Source organism: Faecalibacterium sp. I2-3-92 (assembly GCF_023347315.1).
Classification (GTDB): Bacteria; Bacillota; Clostridia; order Oscillospirales; family Ruminococcaceae; genus Faecalibacterium; species Faecalibacterium duncaniae.
Genome location: NZ_CP094470.1, coordinates 980,836 through 1,002,745, shown reverse-complemented (window position 1 = coordinate 1,002,745; position 21,910 = coordinate 980,836). Strand labels below are relative to the sequence as shown.

At 60.2% G+C, this 21,910-nt stretch carries 18 protein-coding genes; 3 read left to right on the top strand and 15 right to left on the bottom strand.

Annotated features, from left to right (window positions below):
* Positions 1 to 34 precede the first annotated feature (34 nt).
* The 15 genes from MTP42_RS04760 to ybaK form a co-directional block, all read right to left on the bottom strand.
* Entirely contained in the window at positions 35 to 1,342 is a 1,308-nt protein-coding gene (locus tag MTP42_RS04760; RefSeq protein ID WP_117535065.1) for a murein hydrolase activator EnvC family protein, read from the bottom strand.
* Positions 1,343 to 1,360: 18 nt separating this feature from the next.
* A complete protein-coding gene (locus MTP42_RS04755; RefSeq protein ID WP_097770602.1) occupies positions 1,361 to 2,269 on the bottom strand; it encodes a cell division protein FtsX in 909 nt (302 codons plus the stop codon).
* Positions 2,266 to 2,997: a cell division ATP-binding protein FtsE gene (gene ftsE / locus MTP42_RS04750; RefSeq protein ID WP_082210781.1), complete on the bottom strand. Its 732-nt coding sequence runs from the start codon at positions 2,995 to 2,997 to the stop codon at positions 2,266 to 2,268. Before ftsE ends, MTP42_RS04755 begins: the two co-directional genes overlap by 4 nt.
* Before the next feature lie 104 nt (positions 2,998 to 3,101).
* Positions 3,102 to 4,187, bottom strand: coding sequence for a PucR family transcriptional regulator (locus MTP42_RS04745; protein ID WP_005932217.1), 1,086 nt, complete (start codon positions 4,185 to 4,187; stop codon positions 3,102 to 3,104).
* Positions 4,188 to 4,445: 258 nt separating this feature from the next.
* Entirely contained in the window at positions 4,446 to 5,153 is a 708-nt protein-coding gene (locus MTP42_RS04740) for a pseudouridine synthase (protein ID WP_098922760.1), read from the bottom strand.
* 71 nt (positions 5,154 to 5,224) lie between these two features.
* Complete coding sequence (gene purB, locus MTP42_RS04735; RefSeq protein WP_097770599.1) at positions 5,225 to 6,670, bottom strand: adenylosuccinate lyase; 1,446 nt, start codon at positions 6,668 to 6,670, stop codon at positions 5,225 to 5,227.
* Positions 6,671 to 6,810: 140 nt separating this feature from the next.
* On the bottom strand, positions 6,811 to 10,503 hold the full coding sequence (locus tag MTP42_RS04730) for a phosphoribosylformylglycinamidine synthase (RefSeq protein WP_249258074.1): 3,693 nt from the start codon (positions 10,501 to 10,503) through the stop codon (positions 6,811 to 6,813).
* A gap of 191 nt (positions 10,504 to 10,694) precedes the next feature.
* Positions 10,695 to 11,996, bottom strand: a complete 1,302-nt coding sequence (gene purD / locus MTP42_RS04725; RefSeq protein WP_249258073.1) for a phosphoribosylamine--glycine ligase — start codon at positions 11,994 to 11,996, stop codon at positions 10,695 to 10,697.
* A 303-nt stretch (positions 11,997 to 12,299) separates the two neighbouring features.
* A complete protein-coding gene (locus MTP42_RS04720; RefSeq protein ID WP_117477307.1) occupies positions 12,300 to 13,481 on the bottom strand; it encodes a phosphoribosylaminoimidazolecarboxamide formyltransferase in 1,182 nt (393 codons plus the stop codon).
* Between the two features lie 24 nt (positions 13,482 to 13,505).
* On the bottom strand, positions 13,506 to 14,306 hold the full coding sequence (locus MTP42_RS04715) for an IMP cyclohydrolase (RefSeq protein WP_035393990.1): 801 nt from the start codon (positions 14,304 to 14,306) through the stop codon (positions 13,506 to 13,508).
* A 122-nt stretch (positions 14,307 to 14,428) separates the two neighbouring features.
* Complete coding sequence (gene purN / locus MTP42_RS04710) at positions 14,429 to 15,025, bottom strand: phosphoribosylglycinamide formyltransferase (RefSeq protein WP_005932195.1); 597 nt, start codon at positions 15,023 to 15,025, stop codon at positions 14,429 to 14,431.
* On the bottom strand, positions 15,019 to 16,065 hold the full coding sequence (gene purM / locus MTP42_RS04705) for a phosphoribosylformylglycinamidine cyclo-ligase (RefSeq protein WP_097772395.1): 1,047 nt from the start codon (positions 16,063 to 16,065) through the stop codon (positions 15,019 to 15,021). Before purM ends, purN begins: the two co-directional genes overlap by 7 nt.
* A 4-nt stretch (positions 16,066 to 16,069) precedes the next feature.
* Positions 16,070 to 17,548 carry an amidophosphoribosyltransferase gene (gene purF, locus MTP42_RS04700; RefSeq protein ID WP_097770595.1) on the bottom strand — a complete coding sequence of 493 codons (1,479 nt, stop codon included), beginning with the start codon at positions 17,546 to 17,548 and terminating at the stop codon, positions 16,070 to 16,072.
* 9 nt (positions 17,549 to 17,557) lie between these two features.
* Entirely contained in the window at positions 17,558 to 18,058 is a 501-nt protein-coding gene (gene purE, locus MTP42_RS04695; protein ID WP_005932189.1) for a 5-(carboxyamino)imidazole ribonucleotide mutase, read from the bottom strand.
* A gap of 469 nt (positions 18,059 to 18,527) precedes the next feature.
* Positions 18,528 to 19,010, bottom strand: coding sequence for a Cys-tRNA(Pro) deacylase (gene ybaK, locus MTP42_RS04690; protein WP_156075496.1), 483 nt, complete (start codon positions 19,008 to 19,010; stop codon positions 18,528 to 18,530).
* 211 nt (positions 19,011 to 19,221) lie between these two features.
* Here ybaK and aroF point away from each other — a divergent pair, with 211 nt between their 5' ends.
* The 3 genes from aroF to MTP42_RS04675 all read left to right on the top strand — a co-directional run bounded on the left by aroF (position 19,222) and on the right by MTP42_RS04675 (position 21,868).
* Positions 19,222 to 20,235 (top strand): 3-deoxy-7-phosphoheptulonate synthase, encoded by a 1,014-nt coding sequence (aroF, locus tag MTP42_RS04685; RefSeq protein WP_249258072.1) that lies wholly within the window; start codon positions 19,222 to 19,224, stop codon positions 20,233 to 20,235.
* Between the two features lie 116 nt (positions 20,236 to 20,351).
* A complete protein-coding gene (locus MTP42_RS04680; RefSeq protein WP_097772399.1) occupies positions 20,352 to 20,774 on the top strand; it encodes a DUF3783 domain-containing protein in 423 nt (140 codons plus the stop codon).
* The gene (locus MTP42_RS04675) at positions 20,771 to 21,868 is read left to right on the top strand and encodes an FAD:protein FMN transferase (protein ID WP_249258071.1); all 1,098 of its coding nucleotides are present in this window, start codon (positions 20,771 to 20,773) and stop codon (positions 21,866 to 21,868) included. Before MTP42_RS04680 ends, MTP42_RS04675 begins: the two co-directional genes overlap by 4 nt.
* Positions 21,869 to 21,910: the final 42 nt, after the last annotated feature.

Here is a 21,910-nt window from a genome sequence, read left to right as displayed (position 1 = left end):
TAAGCCCTGACGGCCTCCTTTGATACAATGCAGATTATTTCATGGGGATATAACCACGGGGGTTGACGGCATTGGCCTTGGAGCCGCCCTTCCAGACCTCCAGATGGAGGTGGTTGCCGGTAGAGTTGCCCGTGCTGCCCACATAGCCGATGATCTCACCCTGCTGGACATACTTGCCCGCCGAGGTGGCGACCGACCGCATGTGGCCGTACAGGGTGCTGTACTGGTTGCCATCGGACATTTTGCCGTGGTAGATGATGACATAGTTGCCGTAGCCGCCGCTGGACCAGCCCGCCACCTGCACATAGCCGCTGGCGGCTGCATAGATGGGCGTGCCGCCCGGGGCGGCAAAGTCGGTACCGGCGTGGAGCTTGTTGACCCCCGTAACGGGGTTCTTGCGCCAGCCGTACTCACTGGAAATGCGGCTATAACTCTTGAGCGGGCAGATGAAGCCGGTAAAGCTCAGGGTGGGCTTGGAGGCAGCGGCCGCAGCGATCATCTTCTGGATCTGCTTCTTGACGGCCTCATAGTTCATCTCGTCCGATTCAATGGCGGCCTGCGCGTCCTTCTGGGCCTGCTGTGCCTCGGCAGCGCTCATCTGGGCGGCGGCCACGCTGGAGTTGAGCTCGTTCTGCTTGGCACGCATCTGGCTGTTTTGGGCATCCAGATCTGCCTTTTTGCTTTGCAGCTCGCTGCGCTGGGATTCCAGCGTCAGCTTATCGCTTTCCAGCGCTTCCTTGGCGTTCTTCATGTTGTCCAGGATCTCGGTGTCCTTGATGGAGATGTCCTGCATGACCTCGTTGAAGGTCAGCAGCTCATACAGGTCGTTCACCGCGGACAGCATGGCAACGCTGCCGCCGTCCCGCAGCTCCTGCATGGCGGCCATGTGCTGCTTGAAATCACCCCACTGGTCGGCGATCTCCGCTTCTTTTTCGGTGATCTGCTGCTCCTTGACGGCGATCTCCTGTTCCTTCAGGCCGATGCTGTTCTGCACCTCGGCGATCTGGCCCTTCAGCACGCTGATCTGGCTCTGGACCACCGTGACCTTTTCCTTCAGCTCCGATTCCAGCGCCTTGGCGGCCTGCTCCTTCTTTTTTGCATTGGACAGTTCCTTTTTGTGCTGTACAATGGACTGGGAGAGCTTATCCAGCTTGTTCTGCAGGCTGGACATGCTGGTAGCCGCCGTGGCCGGGTAGACCGAAACGCTCAGCAGCAGGCAGGCCGCTGCCAGAAACAGGCTGGCGGCGCGCATGGCCCGGCTGTGCCCGGGGGCGGGTTTTGCGTGGGTGGGGGTATACATAAGGTGCAGGCGGAAGCCCGCAGAGTGTTTTGCTTGTTTCACAGAGAAGGCTCCTTTCGCTTACACATTCAGATGCTTGCGGATGGAGAACATGCTGCCCAGCGCACCCACCAGCGCACCACCGGCCAGACTGTACGTCAGGATGGTGGGCCAGACGGCATCCACAGGCACCATGGCGGTGCCCATGAGCAGCTGCCACAACCCGCCCAGCGTGCTGGAGGCCTGCACGATGTAGGCATAGCCGAAGATACCGGCTACCGAGGTGATGGCACCAGAGATCAGGCCCATGGTCAGGCCCTCCACAAAAAAGGGCAGGGTGACAAGGTGGTTGGTCGCGCCCACATACTTCATGATCTCGATCTCACGGCGGCGGGCAAAAACGCTCAGGCGGATGGTGCTGCCCACCGTGATGATGCTGACCGCCATCAACACCAGGATCACGATCTGGCCCACCTTGGTCACGGCCTGCTGGACCTCCACAAAGGTCTGGGTCATCTCAATGGGGGCGGTAACGCTGTACACGCCCGGAATGCTCTGGAAGTTCTGGCTCATGGCCTGCATCTGGCTCAGATCCGCCAGAGAGACACGGTAGTTGGCCTTGAAGGGGTTATCATTCTCAAATTCGTCCAGCAGAACGGCGTAATCCGCCATGTACCCACGGTACTGGTTGAGCACGTCCTCCTTGGACATGTACTGCACCCGGCTCACGCCCGGGGTGGCAGTGATGCGCTCCCCTACCGACTGGATGGTGGCATCGTCGGCTTCGGGGTCCACATAGACCACCATTTCGTTCTGCTGGCCCAGATAGTTCACCATGCTGTCCACATTGACTTCCGCCAGCGTGGCAAAGGTGTTCAGGGTCATACAGACGCTCAGGGAGGCGATGCAGGCAATGGTCATGGCCCAGTGCTTGCCCAGGTTGCGCACGCCGCGCACCACAAGGAAACCGAACGTAGAAGGCTTCATCATACCAGCGACACCTCCATTTCCAGTTCCTTCGGGTCTACGGGCGGGTGAGGGATCATGGAACCCGTGGGCACATCCGAGATGATGTGTCCGCCGGACAGGGTGACCACGCGGCGGTCAAAGTGACGGACCAGCTCGTGCTCATGGGTGACCACCAGCACAGTGATGCCCATCTCGCTGACACGCTCCAGCAGCTCCATCATCTCAAGGCTCAGCTCGGGGTCGATGTTGCCGGTGGGCTCGTCCGCAATCACCAGCTTGGGGGCGTGGGCCAGGGCGCGGGCCACAGCCACACGCTGCTGCTCACCGCCGGAGAGCAGGTCGGGGTAGACCTTTGCCTTGTCCTCCAGGTGGACAAGCTCCAGCATGTAATTCACGCGCTCCTTGATCTGCTTATGCCCGATGTTGGTAACATGCATGGCAAAGGCAATGTTCTCGTAAACGGTCATGGTGGGGATGAGCCGGAAATCCTGAAAGATGATGCCCATCTGACGGCGCAGGTAGGGGATCTTGCGGCGGCGCAGGCGGGCAACATCCTGCCCGTTCACCAGCACGCGGCCCTCGGTGGGGGTCTCCTCGCGCAGGATCAGCTTGAGCAGGGTGGATTTGCCCGCGCCCGAGTGACCCAGCAGAAAAACAAACTCGCCGTCATCCACATGGAAGTTGACATCCTCCAGGGCAGGCTTTGCGTTGTGCTTGTACTGCTTTGAAACGTGTTCAAAATCTATCATGCATTTTTCGCTCCCAATAATTTTCTCCAAACCAAAAAGAACCGGCCAGCATCGGTTTCGAGCGGCCGGTTCTTCGCCGACGGCTTTGCGCCGCAAGCGTTTGCTTAATATTTGGCCGGGTTGTTGGACAGGTACTTCTTGACCATCAACGCCACCTTAAAGACGATGGCATCGTCGAACTCACGCAGATCCAGACCGGTCAGTTTTTTGATCTTTTCCAGACGATACACCAGCGTGTTGCGGTGGACAAACAGGCCGCGGCTGGTCTCAGACACATTCAGGTTGTTCTCGAAGAAGCGCTGGATGGTGAACAGGGTCTCCTGATCCAGGCTCTCGATGCTGCCCTGCTTGAACACCTCGCGCAGGAACATCTCGCAGACAGTGGTGGGCAGCTGGTAGATCAGGCGGGCAATGCCAAGGTTGTCGTAGCGGATGATCTGTTTCTCGGTGTCGAACACCTTGCTGACCTCCATGGCGATCTGGGCTTCCTTGAAGGAGGTAGCCAGATCCTTCACATTGGAGATGGGGGTGCCGATGCCGACCACAGCCTTGATGTAATGCTCACCGGACAGGGTGTCCACGATGCTGGCAGCCAGTTTCTCCATATCGGTGCGGTCGATGCCCTTGCGGATCTCCTTGACCAGCACGGTGTCGGTCTCGCTGATGTTGAACACAAAGTCCTTCTGCTTGTCCGGGAACAGGCTGCTGACCACATCGTAAGCGGAGATGTCGCCGCCGGAGGTCACGCGCACAATGAACACCACACGGGAAACATCGGTGGCAAAGTGCAGCTCACGGGCCTTGGCGTAGATATCGCCGGGCAGGATGTTGTCCAGCACCACGTTCTTGATGAAGTTGGCTTTGTCGAACTTTTCATCGTGGTACTGCTTGATGCTCTGCAGGCTGATGGAGAGCAGGGCCGCAAACTGGCCCGCAGTCTCGTCCGCGCCTTCCACAAACACGGCATAGTCGTTATGCTTTGCGCTGGAGAACTGCTGATAGGTGTAGCCATCCCGCACAAAGCGGTCACCGGCCGTCAGGCGCTCTGCCATAAAGCCCTCGCGCACCTCTCCGATCAGGTTCAGCTCCGAGCAGGAGATCACAGCGCCGGTCTCATCCACCACACCGACCACACGATCGATGGCATCTTTCATCTGGTAGATCACGCTCTGGAATACTCTATTGGCCATAAATGGATACCCCTTTTCCTCTTTTGTGCAAGCCGCAGGGGCGAGATTGTCGTTTTTAACAATTTCGCCGCTTTACATTATCTATTTTACACAAAAGAATTTACTTTTGCAACATATTTCACCAAAATATTTTTGACTTTCTTGGTGAAATTATCTTTCGGGGGTATTTTCAGGCCCAAAAAGCACTGTTTTGCGTGGTTCTTGTGAATATTTTACCGGCAAAATGTGATGTTTTTTTGAAAATCAGGTGAAAAGCAGTCAGTCTCCGGTGGTAATTGCTGTCACTTCCTCCGCAGAAAGCTCCCGCCACTGCCCCGGTGCAAGGGCCGGGTCCAGCGCAAGCCCGCCGATGGCATCCCGGTGCAGGGCATTCACGCCCGCGCCGTACACACCGAACATCCGCTTGATCTGGTGGTACACCCCCTGCCTGAGCCTGACTTTCACGGTCAGGCCGTCCGGGGTCAGGGCTTCCACCTCTGCCGGGGAGAGGGCGGTGCCATCCGCCAGCGTCACGCCCTCGGCAAAGCCCCTGCGCATCTCCTCGGTCAGCGGTGTGTCAATGACCACCGTATAGGTCTTGGAGACGTGGCGCTTCGGGGCAAGGATCTCATGGGCGAAGCCGCCGTCATCCGTCAGCAGAACAAAGCCGGTGCTGGTCTTGTCCAGCCGGCCGGCCGGGAACAGCTCCCGCCGGGGGTAGGCATCCCCGATCAGATCCACTACGGTGGTATCCCGCTTGTCGGTGGAAGCGCTCACCACGCCCTCAGGCTTGTTGAGCATCAGGTAGACGAACTGCTGGTAAGCAAGCGGCGCACCGTCCACCGCCACGCTGTCCCCTTCCCTGAGCTGGGTGTCCCCCTTTTTGCACACCGCGCCGTTCACCGTCACCCGTCCCCTGCTCAGCAGGGTCTTTGCCTCGCTCCGGGTGCATTGCGCCGTCTCGGCCAGATATTTGTCTAGTCGCATAAAAACTCCTTCTGTGTGCAGAAAAGAGGCCGTTGCCTCCGGCAACAGCCTCTTTTCTAAAAATTTTACGCTCAAACGCTCAGGCTTGCGTGCTGTTCCACAGCATCGGGGTTGGCATCAAAGATGGGCTGGAGCACATTTGCAATGAACTCCTCCACCTGCTGGGGTGCACGGCCCACAAAGTTTTCGGGCACCAGACCGGCCACGATCTCCTCCTTGGTCAGGCCAAAGGCGGGGTCAGCGGCAACGCGGTCCACCATATCGTTGGGCAGGCCCTCTTCCTTGACCTGCTTGCCAGCGGCAATGGCGTGCTGGCGCAGGCGCTCGTGGAGCTCCTGACGGTTGCCGCCCTTTTCCACAGCCTGCATCATAATGTTCTCGCTGGCCATGAAGGGCAGCTCTGCCATCAGGCGGCTGCGCACCACTTTGGGATAGACCACGATGCCGTCGGTGACATTGAGCATGATGTTCAGGATGGCATCGGCAGCCAGGAAGCCCTCGGCCATGGCAACGCGCTTGTTGGCGCTGTCGTCCAGAGTGCGCTCAAACCACTGGGTGCCGGTGGTGAAGCTGGGGTTCAGCACATCCACCATCAGGTAGCGGCTCAGGGCGCAGATGCGCTCACACCGCATGGGGTTGCGCTTGTAAGGCATGGCGGAGGAACCGATCTGGTTCTTCTCAAAGGGTTCTTCCATCTCCTTGAAGTTAGCCAGCAGGCGCAGGTCGGTGGCAAACTTCATGCAGCTCTGGGCAATGCCTGCCAGAGCGTTCAGGATAAAGGCATCCACCTTGCGGCTGTAGGTCTGGCCGGACACGGGGATCACGGCATCCGGGGCAAAGCCCATCTCCTTGGCAATGGAAGCATCCACAGCGCGGATCTTGTCTGCATCGCCCTTGAACAGCTCCATAAAGGAAGCCTGGGTGCCGGTGGTGCCCTTGACACCGCGCAGCTGCAGGGTGGCAAGGCGGTGGTCGATCTCGGCAAGATCCATCACCAGCTCGTTGGCCCACAGGGTGGCACGCTTGCCCACGGTGGTGGGCTGTGCAGGCTGGCAGTGGGTATAGGCCATGCAGGGCATGTCCTTGTACTCCTCAGCAAAGCGGGAGAGCTTTGCCAGCACACCGATCAGCTTTTTGCGAATGAGCTCCAGGCCCTGCCGCATCACGATGATATCGGTGTTATCGCCCACATAGCAGCTGGTGGCACCCAGATGGATGATGCCTGCTGCCTTGGGGCACTGCTGGCCGTAGGCGTAAACATGGCTCATCACATCATGGCGCACCAGCTTCTCGCGCGCAATGGCGACCTCGTAGTTGATGTCGTCCACATGGGCTTCCAGCTCGGCCACCATTTCGGGGGTGATATTGGTCAGGCCCTGCTCCATCTCGGCCCGGGCCAGCGCCACCCACAGGCGGCGCCAGGTGCGGAACTTGTTGTCATCCGAAAAGATATACTGCATCTCATCGGAAGAATAACGGGTAGAGAAGGGGCTGATATAACGATCATGCTGTGACATTGGTTGTTTCCTCCTGAAAGTAACTCCCCCAGCCGCCTTCCGGCGACAGCCCCCTCGAGGAGGGGGCCTTTCAGCCTCCCTCGGAGAGGGAGGTGACATCGCGTCAGCGATGACGGAAGGAGTTTTTCTCTATTCTACCATCAAACCTTGAAATAGTCTACGCCGCCCTCAAAGATCGGCTGATATTTGTCGCCGGTGACGTTCTTGTACAGGTACTCGCCGCTGCGCTCCGAGTGGCCCATCTTGCCGAACACGCGGCCGTCCGGGCTGGTGATGCCCTCAATGGCCAGCAGAGAGCCGTTGGGGTTGTAGCGCTGATCCATGGTGGGCTCGCCCTCCAAATCAACATACTGGGTAGCCACCTGACCGTTGGCAACCAGCTGATCCAGCACATTCTGGGGTGCCACAAAGCGGCCCTCGCCGTGGCTGATGGCGATCTCGTACTCGCTGCCTGCATCGCAGTGGGACAGCCAGGGGCTGCCGGTGGATGCAATGCGGGTGCGCACCAGCATACTCTGGTGGCGGCCGATGGTGTTGAAGGTCAGGGTCGGGTCATAGGCCGTGATGGGGCGGATATCGCCGTAGGGCACCAGACCCAGCTTGATCAGGGCCTGGAAGCCGTTGCAGATGCCCAGCATCAGGCCGTCGCGGTGCTGCAGCAGGTCGCGGACCGCCTCGGTGACCGCAGGGCTGCGGAAGAAGGAGGCGATGAACTTGGCGCTGCCGTCCGGCTCGTCGCCGCCGGAGAAGCCGCCGGGCAGCATCACGATCTGGCTCTCGCCAATGGCCTTGACCAGTGCCTCGCAGCTGGCGGTAACGTCCGCCGGGGTCAGGTTACGGATGACCAGGATCTCAGGGTCGGCACCGGCGCGGGCAAAGGCCTTGGCGGTGTCGTACTCGCAGTTGGTGCCGGGGAACACGGGGATGATCACCTTGGGCTTTGCCACACCGATCTTGGGGGCAGCGGGGGCGTTCAGCTTGCCGTTGATCTTTTCCACAGTGGGGCCTGCCTTGCGGTAGGGGTACACAGGCTCCAGCTTGCTCTCCCAGATCTCCTGCAGCTCAGCCATATCCAGCGTCTCACCGCAGCTTTCAAAGGTATACTCCTTGGTGGTCTCGCCCAGCAGCTCACCTGCGGGGGAATCAGAGACCATTTCCAGCACGATGGAGCCGTACATGGGCTCGAACATCCGGTGGGTGGGCATATCAGCGCGCATCTTGAAGCCGATGCGGTTGCCCAGGCCCATCTTGAACAGGGCCTCGGCAATGCCGCCGTAGCCCACGGCGCAGGCAGATGCCACCATGCCCTCTTCGATCATCTGCTCCACGATCTTGTAGTTTGCCTTCAGGGAGAAGAAGTTGGGGCAGCCGGTCTCGGGGTCCAGAATGGGCCGGATGAGGACAACAGTGCTCTCGGGCTTCTTGAACTCGGTAGAAACCACCTTGCTGGCCTTGCCGATGGCAGTGGCAAAGGAGACCAGCGTGGGGGGCACATCCAGCTGTTCGAAGGAGCCGGACATGCTGTCCTTGCCGCCGATGGAGGCAATGCCCAGACCCATCTGGGCATCCAGAGCACCCAGCAGGGCGGCCAGCGGCTTGCCCCAGCGCTCGGGCTTGGTGCCCAGGCGCTCAAAGTACTCCTGGAAGGTCAGGTAGGCATCCTCATAGCGGAAGCCGGAGGCCACCAGTTTGGTGACGCTGTCCACCACGGCCATCCGTGCGCCGATATACTGGTTGGCGCTCATCAGGTAGGGGTTGTAGCCCCAGGCCATGCCGGAGCAGGTGTTGGTCTCGCCATCCACGGGCAGCTTTGCCACCATGGCGTTCTGGGGAGTCAGCTGGTAAGCACCGCCAAAGGGCATCAGGACGGTGGCGGCACCAATGGTGCTGTCGAACCGCTCAGAAAGGCCCTTCTTGCTGCAGATGTTCAGGTCGCCCACCATGTTCTTCATCTTCTGGCTGAAGGTGATGCCGGCCCACTGGGGCTGCCAGACGGTACCCTGCTCCACATGGACGTTCTGGTGCTTCTCCGCACCGTTGGAGTTCAGGAACTCACGGCTGATGTTGACGATGGACACGCCGTTCCACACCATGTTCAGGCGCTTTTCCTCGGTGACCTTTGCCACGGGGGTAGCCTCAAGGTTTTCCTCGGTGGCAATGGCGATGAACTTGTCCACATCCTCGGGGGCAAGGGCCACAGCCATGCGCTCCTGGCTCTCGCTGATGGCCAGCTCGGTGCCGTCCAGGCCGTCATACTTCTTGGTGACCTTGTTCAGGTCGATATACAGGCCGTCGGCCAGCTCGCCGATGGCAACGGAAACGCCGCCCGCACCAAAGTCGTTGCAGCGCTTGATCATCTTGCAGGCATCCTCACGGCGGAACAGGCGCTGGAGCTTGCGCTCGATGGGCGCATTGCCCTTCTGCACCTCGGCACCGCAGTGGTCCAGACTGCTCAGATTGTGGGCCTTGGAGGAGCCGGTGGCACCGCCGATGCCGTCGCGGCCGGTGCGGCCGCCCAGCAGGACGATGACATCCCCGGGGGCGGGGCACTCGCGGCGGACATGGGAAGCGGGGGTCGCACCCACCACAGCGCCGATCTCCATTCTCTTTGCCACATAGCCGGGGTGGTAGATCTCATCCACCTGGCCGGTGGCAAGGCCGATCTGGTTGCCGTAGGAGGAGTAACCGGCAGCGGCAGTGGTCACCAGCTTGCGCTGGGGCAGCTTGCCGGGCAGGGTCTCGCTGACAGGCTTGAGCGGGTCGCCTGCGCCGGTCACACGCATGGCCTGATAGACATAGCTGCGGCCGGACAGCGGGTCGCGGATGGCACCGCCGATGCAGGTGGCCGCACCGCCGAAGGGCTCGATCTCGGTGGGGTGGTTGTGGGTCTCGTTCTTAAAGAGGAAGAGCCAGTCCTCATCCTTGCCGTTCACATCGCACTTGATCTTGACGGTGCAGGCGTTGATCTCCTCGGATTCGTCCAGATTCTTGAGGATGCCCTGCTTCTTCAGCTCCTTGGCACCGATGGTGGCAAGATCCATCATGCAGCGGGGCTTCTCCTCGCGGCCCAGGTCGGCGCGCATGGCCATGTAGCGGTCAAACGCTGCCTGCACCACGGCATCGTCGATCTGGACATCATCCAGAATGGTGCCGAAGGTGGTGTGGCGGCAGTGATCGGACCAGTAGGTGTCAATCATCTTGATCTCGGTGATGGTGGGGTCGCGGTGCTCAGAGCGGAAGTACTCCTGGCAGAACTTGATATCGCCCAGATCCATGGCCAGGCCCTTTTCGTCGATGAACTTCTTCAGACCCTCTTCGTCCAGCTCGTTGAAGCCCTCCAGCGTGGCCACAGCGGTGGGCACGGGATACTCCATCTTCAAGGTAGCTTTGGTCTCCAGCGAAGCCTCGCGGGCCTCCACCGGGTTGATGACGTACTTCTTGATCTCTGCCACCTGCTCCTCGGTCAGGGAACCCTCCAGCAGGTAGACACGGGCAGAGCGAACCAGCGGGCGCTCGCCCTGGCTGATGAGCTGGATGCACTCGGCGGCAGAATCGGCGCGCTGGTCGAACTGGCCGGGCAGGTACTCCACAGCAAAGGAAATGCCCTCGAATTCAGGCAGCTCCGCATAGGTGTTGTCCACCGGCGGCTCACTGAACACGGTGGTAGCGCACTGGTTGAACAGGGCCTCGTCGATGCCCTCCACGTCATAGCGGTTCAGCAGGCGCAGGCCGCTCAGGGACTGGATGCCCAGCAGGCTCACCAGCTCATTTTTCAGGCCCTGGGCTTCCACATCAAAGCCGGGCTTCTTTTCCACATAAATACGATAGACCATTGAAATCCATCCTTCCATCCGATGACTTTTTCTTATCAGAATCCTCGCCCTCTCAGGCGCTTCGCGCCAGCTCTCCCAAAGGGAGAGCCAACCCATATCCCAGATTTATCACCTGCTGACCATGAGCCGCCTTCGCCTCTCCCCTTGGGAGAGGTGGCATTGCAAAGCAATGACGGAGAGGGCGGGCACGTTTATCTTTCAGCAATCGCCTTTAATGCTCTCATACCAATATCCGTGCGCTTGTGCAGCTTTTCAAAGCTGATCTTCTCAGCGGCGGCGTATGCCTGCGTGATGGCGGCGGTCAGGCGGGGCGCAGTTGCAGTCACGCCCAGCACGCGGCCGCCGTTGGTGACCAGCGTGCCGTCCTCACGCAGTGCCGTGCCGGAGTGGTAGACTGTGATGCTGCTCTCCCCTTCCAGCTGGCCGTTGGTCAGGCCGGAAATGGGCTTGCCCTTTTCATAGGACACCGGGTAGCCGCCGGAGGCCAGAATGACACAGCAGGCCGCGCCCTCGGAGAATTTGACCTCGGTATCGGCCAGCGTGCCCTCGGTGCAGGCAGCCATGATCTTCAGCAGGTCACTCTCCAGCAGGGGCAGCACCACCTGGGTCTCGGGATCGCCGAAGCGGCAGTTGTACTCGATGACCTTGGGGCCGTCCGGGGTGAGCATCAGGCCGAAGTACAGACAGCCCTTAAAGGGGCAGCCCTCGGCGTTCATGGCCTGAATGGTGGGCAGGAAGATCTTTTCCATGCACTCGGCAGCAATGGCCGGGGTGTAGTAGGGGTTGGGGGCCACGGTGCCCATGCCTCCGGTGTTCAGGCCGGTGTCGTGGTCGTTGGCACGCTTGTGGTCCATGCTGGAAACCATGGGCTTGACCACCTTGCCGTCGGTAAAGCTCAGCACACTGACCTCAGGGCCGGTGAGGAACTCTTCCACCACCACATGGTTGCCGGAAGCGCCGAACTTTTTGTCCAGCATGATCTCCTTCACGCCGTCGGCGGCCTGTTCCTCGTTCTCGCAGATCAGCACGCCCTTGCCCAGTGCCAGCCCGTCGGCCTTGATGACCACGGGGTACTTGCCCTTTGCCTTGATGTAATCCATGACCTTGGCGGGGTCATCAAAGGTGGCATAATCTGCGGTGGGGATGCCGTATTTCTTCATCAGGTCCTTAGAGAACACCTTGGAGGCCTCGATGCGGGCAGCGGCCTTGTCCGGGCCAAAGGCAGGGATGCCCACTGCAGCCAGTGCGTCCACCATGCCCAGCGCCAGCGGGTCATCCTGCGCCACGACCACATAATCAAACTTTTCCTCAGCGGCAAAGGCCACCATGGTCTCTACGTCCGTAGCCTTGATGTTCTTGCATTTGGCATCGTAGCTGATGCCGCCGTTGCCCGGAGCGCACCAGATCTCGCCGCAGTCCGGGCTCTTCTTCAGTGCCTTGATGATGGCGTGCTCGCGGCCGCCGCCGCCGACCACTAAGATTTTTTTCTGCATATTCTATAACCTCCTGATGGGTTATTGCTTTTAGGATATCCTCTGCTCTGTACAACCTCTCCGTCATCATCGCTAACGCTCGATGCCACCTCCCCTAGTAGGGGAGGCCTTGGCATACCGTCACATTTTCGGGGGTTAGCGCTTCGCTACGATTTGCCGTGCTGACGTTGGCTTTTTCCCTGTGTCAGAAGCTGGTTTTGGAGCCGCAGGCGAAGATATCAAAAATTGAATCTTCTGCCAAGGGCTCCCCTACTAGGGGAGCTGTCGAGCGGAAGCGAGACTGAGAGGTTTAACCCGTCTCTTTTAGTGATGGAACAGCCGGATGCCGCAGAACGCCATGGCAATGCCGTACTTATTGCAGGTGTCAATGACCTGCTGGTCGCGGATAGAGCCGCCGGGCTGGACAATGGCGGTCACGCCGGAGCGGCGGGCACGCTCGATGTTGTCGCCAAAGGGGAAGAAGGCATCAGAGCCCAGGCAGACACCGGTAACGTGGCTCAGGTACTCTTTCTTTTCCTCCGCGGTCAGGGGTGCGGGCTGCTCGGTGAAGGTCTCGGCCCAGACATCGTCGCCGATGACATCCTCGGGGGTATCACCGATGTAAACATCAATGGCATTGTCGCGGTTGGGCTTGGCAATATCGTCACGGAAGGGCAGATTCAGCACCTTGTCCATGTGGCGCAGCTGCCAGTTGTCGGCCTTCTGGCCTGCCAGACGGGTGCAGTGGATGCGGCTCTGCTGGCCGGCACCCACGCCGATGGTCTGGCCGCCTGCGGTGTAGCAGACACTGTTGGACTGGGTGTATTTCAGGGTGATAAGGGCAATGATCAGGTCCCGCTTCTGCTCCTCGGTCACGCTCTTGTTCTCGGTGACCCAGTTGGTCAGCATGGTGTCGGCGTTGATGGTCAGCTCGTTGCGGCCCTGCTCAAAGGTGATGCCGTACACCTGCTTGTGTTCCACAGGGGCGGGCTTGTAGTCGGGGTCAATGGCCACCACATTGTAGTTACCCTTTTTCTTACCGGCCAGAATGGTCAGAGCCTCCGGCTCATAACCGGGGGCAATGATGCCGTCAGAGACCTCATGCTGGATGAGCTTTGCGGTGGGCACATCGCAGACATCGGAGAGGGCGATCCAGTCGCCAAAGGAGGACATACGGTCAGCACCGCGGGCACGGGCGTAAGCGCAGGCCAGCGGAGAGAGCTCAAAGTCCGGGGCAATGTGGTACATCCTGCGCTCCACATCAGTCAGGGGCAGGCCCAGGGCGGCACCCGCCGGGGACACATGCTTGAAGGAAGCGGCGGCGGGCAGACCGCAGGCCGCCTTCAGCTCCTTGACCAGCTGGATGGAGTTGAGGGCATCCAGAAAATTGATGTAGCCGGGCTTGCCGTTCAGCACAGTCACGGGCAGGTCGGAGCCATCTTCCATATAGATGCGGCTGGGCTTCTGGTTGGGGTTGCAGCCGTACTTCAGTGCGAGTTCGTTCATTGATGCATCCTCCTTAAGTCTTCGTTATTCCGCTTCGGCATCGAGCTTTGCCAGCAGCTCCAGCTCCTCGGGCAGCAGTTCAGGCTCCTCGGGGTCGTCCAGATCGCTGTTGACAGCATCGTATTTGTTGAAGATCATATCGCCGGTCTCACCGCTGTCCAGGTCGATGACGCGTGCAAACAGGCTGACCTTGTTGTCGGGGTTCAGGTTCTGCCACAGGCCATGGGCAAAATCGCCGATGGTGCGGGGGCAGGCAAAGCGCAGGGGCTCGCCCTCAAAGCTGGGGATGGGGTTTCCGTTGTGCTTGTAGGTGCTGATGAAATGACCCTCACCGGCCACAGGCTGGGGGTAATCAAAGAAATAGCGCTGGACGCTGTCGCCGTTGCCGTCGGCAGATTTCAGGATGCTCATCTGGTAGCTGCCATCAGCGTACACCACAGCGGAGATGCGGGGGGTGTAGTTGGGACCGTCCGGCTCAAAGGTGCGGGTGCGCAGGGCATCGGCAAAGCTCTTGCCCTGACTCATCAGGTCAAAAATGGTATCGGTCTGGTCGCCGTTGGTCACGATGTGGGTCTTGCCCAGGGTCAGCACGGGGTTATAGATGATGAGGCTGGGGTCCTCCAGCTTGTCGGGGTCTGCAGCCATGGTGCAGATGCCGCCGCGCTCGGGCACGGGGTCGAACACACGGTTGCGGCTGTTCTCACTGCGGCCCATGATAAAGTAGCCGATGAACATCTGACGGCCATCGGGAGCCATTGCCACTGCAATGCCGCGGCCGGGGTACTCGTTGGAGGCCAGATAATCGTTCAGGTTGATCTTTTCCATGTCAAATTCTCCTATTACGGAACTCCCCCAGTCGCCTACGGCGACAGCCCCCTCGGAGAGGGAGCCTCAAGCCTCCCTCCTTGAGGGAGGTGGCACACCGTCAGGCGTGACGGAAGGAGTTTTTACTCGATCTCGCCGCTGCACACCATGGCAACTGCCTTGGGCAGCAGCTTCCACTCGGCCTGTTCCATCACCCGCTTCTGCAGCACCTCGGGGGTGTCGCCGGGCAGGATCTCCACTGCCTTTTGCAGCAGGATGGGGCCGCCGTCGCACTCCTCGTTGACAAAGTGCACGGTGGCACCGGTCACCTTGCAGCCCCGGGCCAGAGCGGCCTGATGGGGGCGCAGGCCGTACATGCCAGGCCCGCAGAAGGACGGGATGAGCGCCGGGTGAACATTCAGGATGCGGCGGGGATAGGCTTCAATGACACTGGGGCCCAGCACGGAAAGGAACCCGGCCAGCACCACCAGATCGATGTTGTGGCTTTTCAGCGTTTCCAGCAGGGCCGCGTCAAAGGCCTCACTGTTCTCGTAATCCTTGCGGCGGACCACAACGCCCTCCACGCCGGCCTTTGCGGCCCGCTCCAGCGCGTAGACACCGGGCTTGGAGGCCACGACCAGCGTGATCTTCCCGTTGGGGTTCTCGCCCCGGGCTTCGCTGTCCAGCAGGGCCTGCAGATTGGTGCCGCCGCCGGAAACCAACACAGCTACGTTCAGCACAGTTCCACACCGTCCCCTTCAGCGATGACACCCAGCTTGTAAGCCTCGGGCTCGCCGTTGGCGTGGAGGATCTCCAGCGCCTTGTCAGCCTGTGCGGCAGGAACGGTGAGCACCATGCCAACGCCCATGTTGAAGGTGTTGAACATGTCGTGCTCGGAGATGTGGCCGGTCTCCTGCATCAGGTGGAAGAGGGCAGGAATGCGGACATCTTCCTTCTTGATGCGGGCGCAGCAGCCCTTTTTCAGGCTGCGGGGGATGTTCTCATAGAAGCCGCCGCCGGTGATGTGGGAGATGCCCTTAACATCCACCTCTTCCAGCACCTTCAGCACCGGCTTGACGTAGATCTTGGTGGGAGCCAGCAGGGCATCGCCCAGGGTCTTGCCGCCCAGCTCGGCGGGGGTGGTGTGCAGAACATCGGGATCGTTGTCAATATCAAAGATCTTGCGCACCAGCGAGAAACCGTTGGAATGAACACCGGTAGAGGGCAGAGCGAGGATGACATCGCCAGCCTGCATGGTCTCGTTGTTCAGGATCTTTTCCTTGTCCACAACGCCCACAGTGAAACCGGCCAGATCGTACTCATCCTCCGGCATCATGCCCGGGTGCTCGGCAGTCTCGCCGCCCACCAGAGAGCAATCAGCCTGCACGCAGCCCTCGGCCACGCCCTTGACGATCTCGGCGATCTTCTCAGGGATGTTGCGGCCGCAGGCGATGTAATCCAGGAACACCAGCGGCTTTGCACCGGCGCAGATCACATCGTTGACGCACATGGCAACGCAATCGATGCCAATGGTATCGTGCTTGTCCATGATCATGGCGATCTTCAGCTTGGTGCCCACGCCGTCCGTGCCGGAGATCAGAACAGGGTGCTTGTAGCCGGTGCAGTCCAGCTCAAACAGGCCGCCAAAGCCGCCCAGGCCGCCAATGCAGTGCTCGTTCATGGTGCGGGCAACATACTGCTTCATCAGTTCAACGGAGCGGTAACCGGCGGTGATATCCACACCGGCAGCTGCGTAACTCTCAGAATAGCTCTTTTCCATCTTCTTACTCTCCTAACTTTTTCTCGTTTTTGGGACGGTCGTTCAGGTGGCGTTCATGGATATCGGTGGAAAGCACCTCTTCCGGCCTCACGGCATACTCGCCGGTAAAGCAGGCGGTGCAGAAACCGCATTTTGCGTTCTTGGCCAGCTGCACCACATGCTCGGTGGACAGGTAGCCCAGGGTATCGGCCCCGATGATCTCATTGATCTGCTCCACATTGCGGCCCGTAGCCACCAGCAGCTTCTGGTCGGGGATGTCGGTGCCGAAGTAGCAGGGGTATTTGAACGGGGGGGCCGAGACCCGGAAGTGGACTTCCTTTGCACCGGCATCCCGCAGCAGCTTGATGATGCGGGCGGAGGTGGTGCCGCGCACGATGGAGTCATCCACCAGCACCACCCGCTTGCCCTTGACGGTGCTGGACACCACGTTCAGCTTGATGCGCACGCTGTTTTCGCGCTGCTTCTGGCTGCCCTGGATAAAGGTGCGGCCGATGTATTTATTTTTGATGAAGCCGATGCCGTAGGGGATGCCGCTCTCCTGCGAGTAGCCGAGCGCCGCATCCAGACCGGAATCCGGCACGCCGATGACCACATCGGCCTCCACGGGGTGCTCCTGTGCCAGGAACCGGCCTGCCTGCTTGCGGGCCTCGTGCACCGAGCTGCCCTCGATGATGCTGTCCGGGCGGGAGAAATAGATGAACTCGAACACGCACATCTGGGTGTCCGGGCGGCCGCAGTGATCCTTGATGCTCCGCAGCTCACCGGTCTTGGTGTCGGCAATGACGATCTCGCCGGGCTCCACGTCCCGCAGCAGGGTCGCGCCCGCAGCATCCAGCGCACAGCTCTCGCTGGCAAAGACATAGCCGCCGCCGGGCAGGGTGCCGATGCACAGGGGGCGGTAGCCCCGGGGGTCCCGGACCGCAATGAGCTTGGTGGCGGACATGATCACCAGACTGTATGCACCCTCCAGCACATCCATCGTCTTGCTGATGGCAGTCTCAATGCTGCCCATCCGCAGGCGGTTGCGGGTGATGAGGTAGCAGATGACCTCGGTATCGGAGGAGCCGTGGAAGATGGCACCCTCGTTCTCCAGCTGACGGCGCAGCTCCAGGGCATTGGTCAGGTTGCCGTTGTGGCAGAGGGCCATGGTGCCCCGGCCATGCCGGACGATCATGGGCTGGGCGTTGGCCCGCACCCGGCTGCCGGCCGTGGCATAGCGGACATGGCCCGTTGCCATGTGGGCCGTGGGGGTGGAAAGACTGCCCAGCACGGCAGGGGTGAACACCTCGTTCACCAGGCCGAGGTCGCGGTGGCCCTGGATGACACCGTCATCGTTGACCGCAATGCCGCAGCTCTCCTGCCCGCGGTGCTGCAGTGCATACAGGGCAGAATAGGCGGCAGCGGCCACATCCTCGGTGCCCGCCCGGTCGTAAATGCCAAAAACGCCGCATTCCTCGTGCAGCGGATATGCAAAATCAGACATTGGTTCTCCTTACAACTCTTTCAGTTCGTTCTGCAGCTTTTCTTCCTTAGCTGCGATCTGCTGTGCCATGCTCACCCGCTCGGCCTCCAGCTTCCCGGCCAGTGTGTCATCGCTCAGAGCCAGGATCTCGGCGGCCAGCCAGGCGGCATTCTTGGCCCCGTTCAGGGCCACGGTAGCCACCGGGATGCCGCTGGGCATCTGGACCGTGGCCAGCAGCGCGTCCAGACCGTCCATCGCGCCGCCCTTCATCGGGATACCGATGACAGGCAGGGTGGTGTTGGCGGCAAAGGCACCGGCCAGATGGGCCGCCATGCCCGCCGCGCACAGGATCACACCAAAGCCGTTGGCTCGGGCATTTTTGGCAAAATCCGCGGCCTCGGCAGGGGTGCGGTGGGCCGAAAGGATGTGTGCCTCAAAGGGGATGTCCAGCGCCTTCAGCTGGGCACAGGCCCCCTTTACCACCGGCCAATCACTGTCCGAGCCCATGATCACTGCAACTTTCCGAATCATATCCGAACCTCTCTTTCTCCGTCTGCAAAACAAAAAAAAGCTGTGGTACACCTGCACCACGGCCTTTATTTCTGCGTATGCTCTCCCAGCGCTTTGCACAAAGCTGCACGATGCCCCTGAACAGCACGAATGGTGTTCTGTTCTGTGAAGCCCGACAGCATCTTCATCTTTGAAGTTCCCCTTTTGCTCTGCGCTTTTTCAGGCGGCACCCGGCATCCGCCGGGGTACCGTCCCTGTACTACATACAGTTTACGGCAAAAATTCCACTTTGCAAAGGCCCTTGGGGCAATTTCTCCCTTGTGTTCTCCCGCGTCAAAAAACTTTCAAAAGTTTTGTGCAGTTTCGACACCGTATTTCTTTTTAAGTATGACTTTTTTAGAAAATATAATAAAGTAAGTTTTACCTCACTGAGCAGGCCCCGCTCTGTACAGTCTCTCCGTCATTGCGTTGGCAGTAAGGGCGTTTTACCTTAGAAGATGATCTTCGCTGTTGCTGCCCTTGCTGCCCGGATGAGGTCGGCGGGTGCGCAGCACACCTGCGTACCAATGCGGCCGCCGGAGACATAGACCTTTTCCTGAGCCAGCACGCTTTCATCAAACACGGTGGTGTACTGCTTTTTCATACCCACCGGGCTGCAGCCGCCGCGCACATAGCCGGTGACCTTATTGATATCGGCCACATGGATCATGGCTACGCTTTTTTCGCCCACGCTGCGGGCAGCGGCCTTCAGGTCAAGCTCTGCCGCCACCGGAATGACGAACACAAAGTAGTTTTTGCTGCTGCCCTGAGTCACCAGCGTCTTATATACGCAGGCCGGGTTCTCCCCCATGCTGGCGGCCACGGTCACACCGTCCACCGCCACGCCCTCCTCGTGGGCATATTCGTGGGCTGTATAGGGCACCTTGGCCCGTTCCAGGATGCGCATGGCATTCGTTTTTGCTTCTTTTCCCATTGATGATCGCTCCTTGTAAACTCCTTGCCCTCTCAGGCTGCCCCTATTCTACCACTTTCTTTCCTAAATTTCAAAATTTCTCTTGACTTCAGTTCCCTGAAGTGTTATCATAGGCCCATGCTTCAGGAAACTGAACTTCACGAAAATAAATCGCGGCAATGGAGCCGGTCTCCTGTGCCGTTTGTGTGAGAAGGATAAGGAGACGACCACCATGATCATTGTACTGAAACAGGATGCCCCCGACGCACAGGTCCGCGAGTTCTGCCACGAGCTGCAGGATATGGGGCTGCAGATCAACGACTCCAAGGGCAGCGACACCCACATTCTGGGCCTGATCGGCGACACCAAGGCCATTGCCGAGAGCTGGGTGCTGGCCAACCCCGTGGTCGAGACCTGCCACCGCGTGTCTGAGCCTTACAAGAAGGCCAACCGCAAGTTCCACCCCGACGACAGCGTGATCGATGTCAACGGCGTGAAGATCGGCGGCGGCAATTTCGCCGTCATTGCAGGCCCCTGCAGCATCGAGAGCGAGGAGCAGATCACCTACTGCGCCCAGCGGGTAAAGGCGGCAGGCGCTTCCCTGCTGCGCGGCGGCGCGTTCAAGCCCCGCACTTCCCCCTACTCCTTCCAGGGAATGCGGAGCGAGGGCCTGGACCTGCTCAAGCTGGCCCGCCGCGCCACCGGCTCCCCCATCGTCACCGAGATCATGAACACCGAGCACCTGCCCCTGTTCGAGAATGTAGACCTCATCCAGGTGGGTGCCCGCAATATGCAGAACTTTGAGCTGCTCAAGGCCGTGGGCCGCCAGAAAAAGCCTGTGCTGCTCAAACGCGGCCTGGCCAACACGCTGGAAGAATTTGTGATGAGCGCCGAGTACATCATGGCTGAGGGCAACGAGAACGTTATCCTCTGCGAGCGCGGCATCCGCACCTTTGAGACCAGTATGCGCAACACCCTGGACCTGGCCGGTGTGGTCATGCTCCACAAAATGACCCACCTGCCCGTGGTGGTGGACCCCAGCCACGCCTGCGGCCACGCCTGGATGGTGCCCCAGCTGGCCAAGGCCGCTGTGGCCGCCGGTGCCGACGGCCTGATGATCGAGGTGCACAACAACCCCGCCAAGGCCAAGTGCGATGGTGCCCAGAGCCTGACCCCCGACCAGTTCGATGAACTGATGGGCTTTATCACCAAAGAAGTCGAGTTCTTTGGCAAGAAGATGAACTGAGAATGGAACGACCCTCTCGGCACGCGGCAGCGTGACTGAGGGGGTTGTTTTCTTTTGTCATCAAATATGGTATACTATGGTGTATTTTGAATTCACCCTTGAAACGAGGTATTTCTATGAAAGCTCATATTGCACGCAACCAGAATGCCGGCATCCCGCTGGCACTGGGCTGGAACCTTTCTGCCGCCGACCGGGGCATTCTGGAGGGGATGGCCCCCGCTTTCGGGATGAAGCTGCTGCTGGTCTCCCCCGCCGATGCAGGCAGGACCGTGGCCCAGCTGCTGGGCGAAGTGGAGGTCAAGACCACCCGCACCCTGGTGCTGGAGCCGGGTGCTTATCCCCCGGCGCTGGTGCTGGCCAACTTCAAGGATAAGGATGTGGACACCCTGCTCGACCTGATGAAGCAGGCACAGGTGAACATCCCCCTCAAGGCCGTTGTGACCCCCACCAGCAAGAGCTGGGTGTTCGGTGACCTGCTGGCACATCTGCAGGAAGAGCACACCGCCTTTACCGCCGCAAAGGAGACCGCCAAAGCATGATGACCAAGCGTATTTTTTCCGCCCTGCTGGCGGCTGCGCTCAGCCTGAGCCTGCTGGCTGGCTGCGGCAGCGCCTCCGGCTCCACCGCCTCCAGCGCCGCCGATGGCCCGCAGCGCTACTCCACCGTGTTCTATGATGTGTTCGACACCGTGACGCAGGTCATCGCCTACTGCGACAGCGAGGAAGAGTTCACCGCCCAGATGGACGCGCTCCACGCCGACCTTGTGGAGTACAACCAGCTCTACGACATTTATAATGATTACGATGGCGTGACCAACATCAAGACCATCAACGACAATGCGGGCATTGCCCCGGTGACGGTGGATGACAAGATCCTCGGGATGCTGGAGCTGGCCCAAACCATGTACGACACCACCGGCGGCAAGCTGAACATTGCGCTGGGCAGTGTGCTGAACATCTGGCACAACTACCGCGAGGCTGCACTGGCCGATGACAACGACAGCAACAACCAGCTGCCCACGCAGGAAGAGCTGGATGCCGCCGCACAGCACTGCGATATCACCAACCTCATCATTGATGAAGATGCCAAAACGGTCTATCTGGCTGACCCGGCCATGTCGCTGGACGTGGGCAGCGTGGGCAAGGGCTACGCCGTGGAGCAGGCCGCACAGGCCGCCGAAGCCCGGGGCCTGACCAGTGCCCTCATCAGCGTGGGCGGCAACCTGCGGGCCATCGGCACCAAGCCGGACGGCTCCCAGTGGGTAGGCGGCGTGGAAAACCCGTGGAACTCCTCCGAGGTCTACACCAACGGCAGCTCCACTGTAGCCGCCGTCAAGATGAGCGACCTTTCCCTCGTGACCAGCGGCGACTACCAGCGTTACTACGTTGTGGACGGTGTGCGCTACCACCACCTCATCGACCCGGCCACCCTCTGGCCCGCCGCCTACTTTGACGGCGTGAGCGTGCTGGCTCCGGACTCCGGTGTGGCCGACTGCCTGACCACCGGCCTGTTCTGCCTGCCTCTGGAAGAGGGCAAGCAGCTCGTGGAATCGCTGGACGGCGTGGAAGCCCTCTGGTGCACCACCGATGGCGAAGTGGTCACCTCCAGCGGGTGGAGCGAGCATACGAATTAAATAAGGAACGCCCCTCTCCGTCATTGCTTCGCAATGCCACCT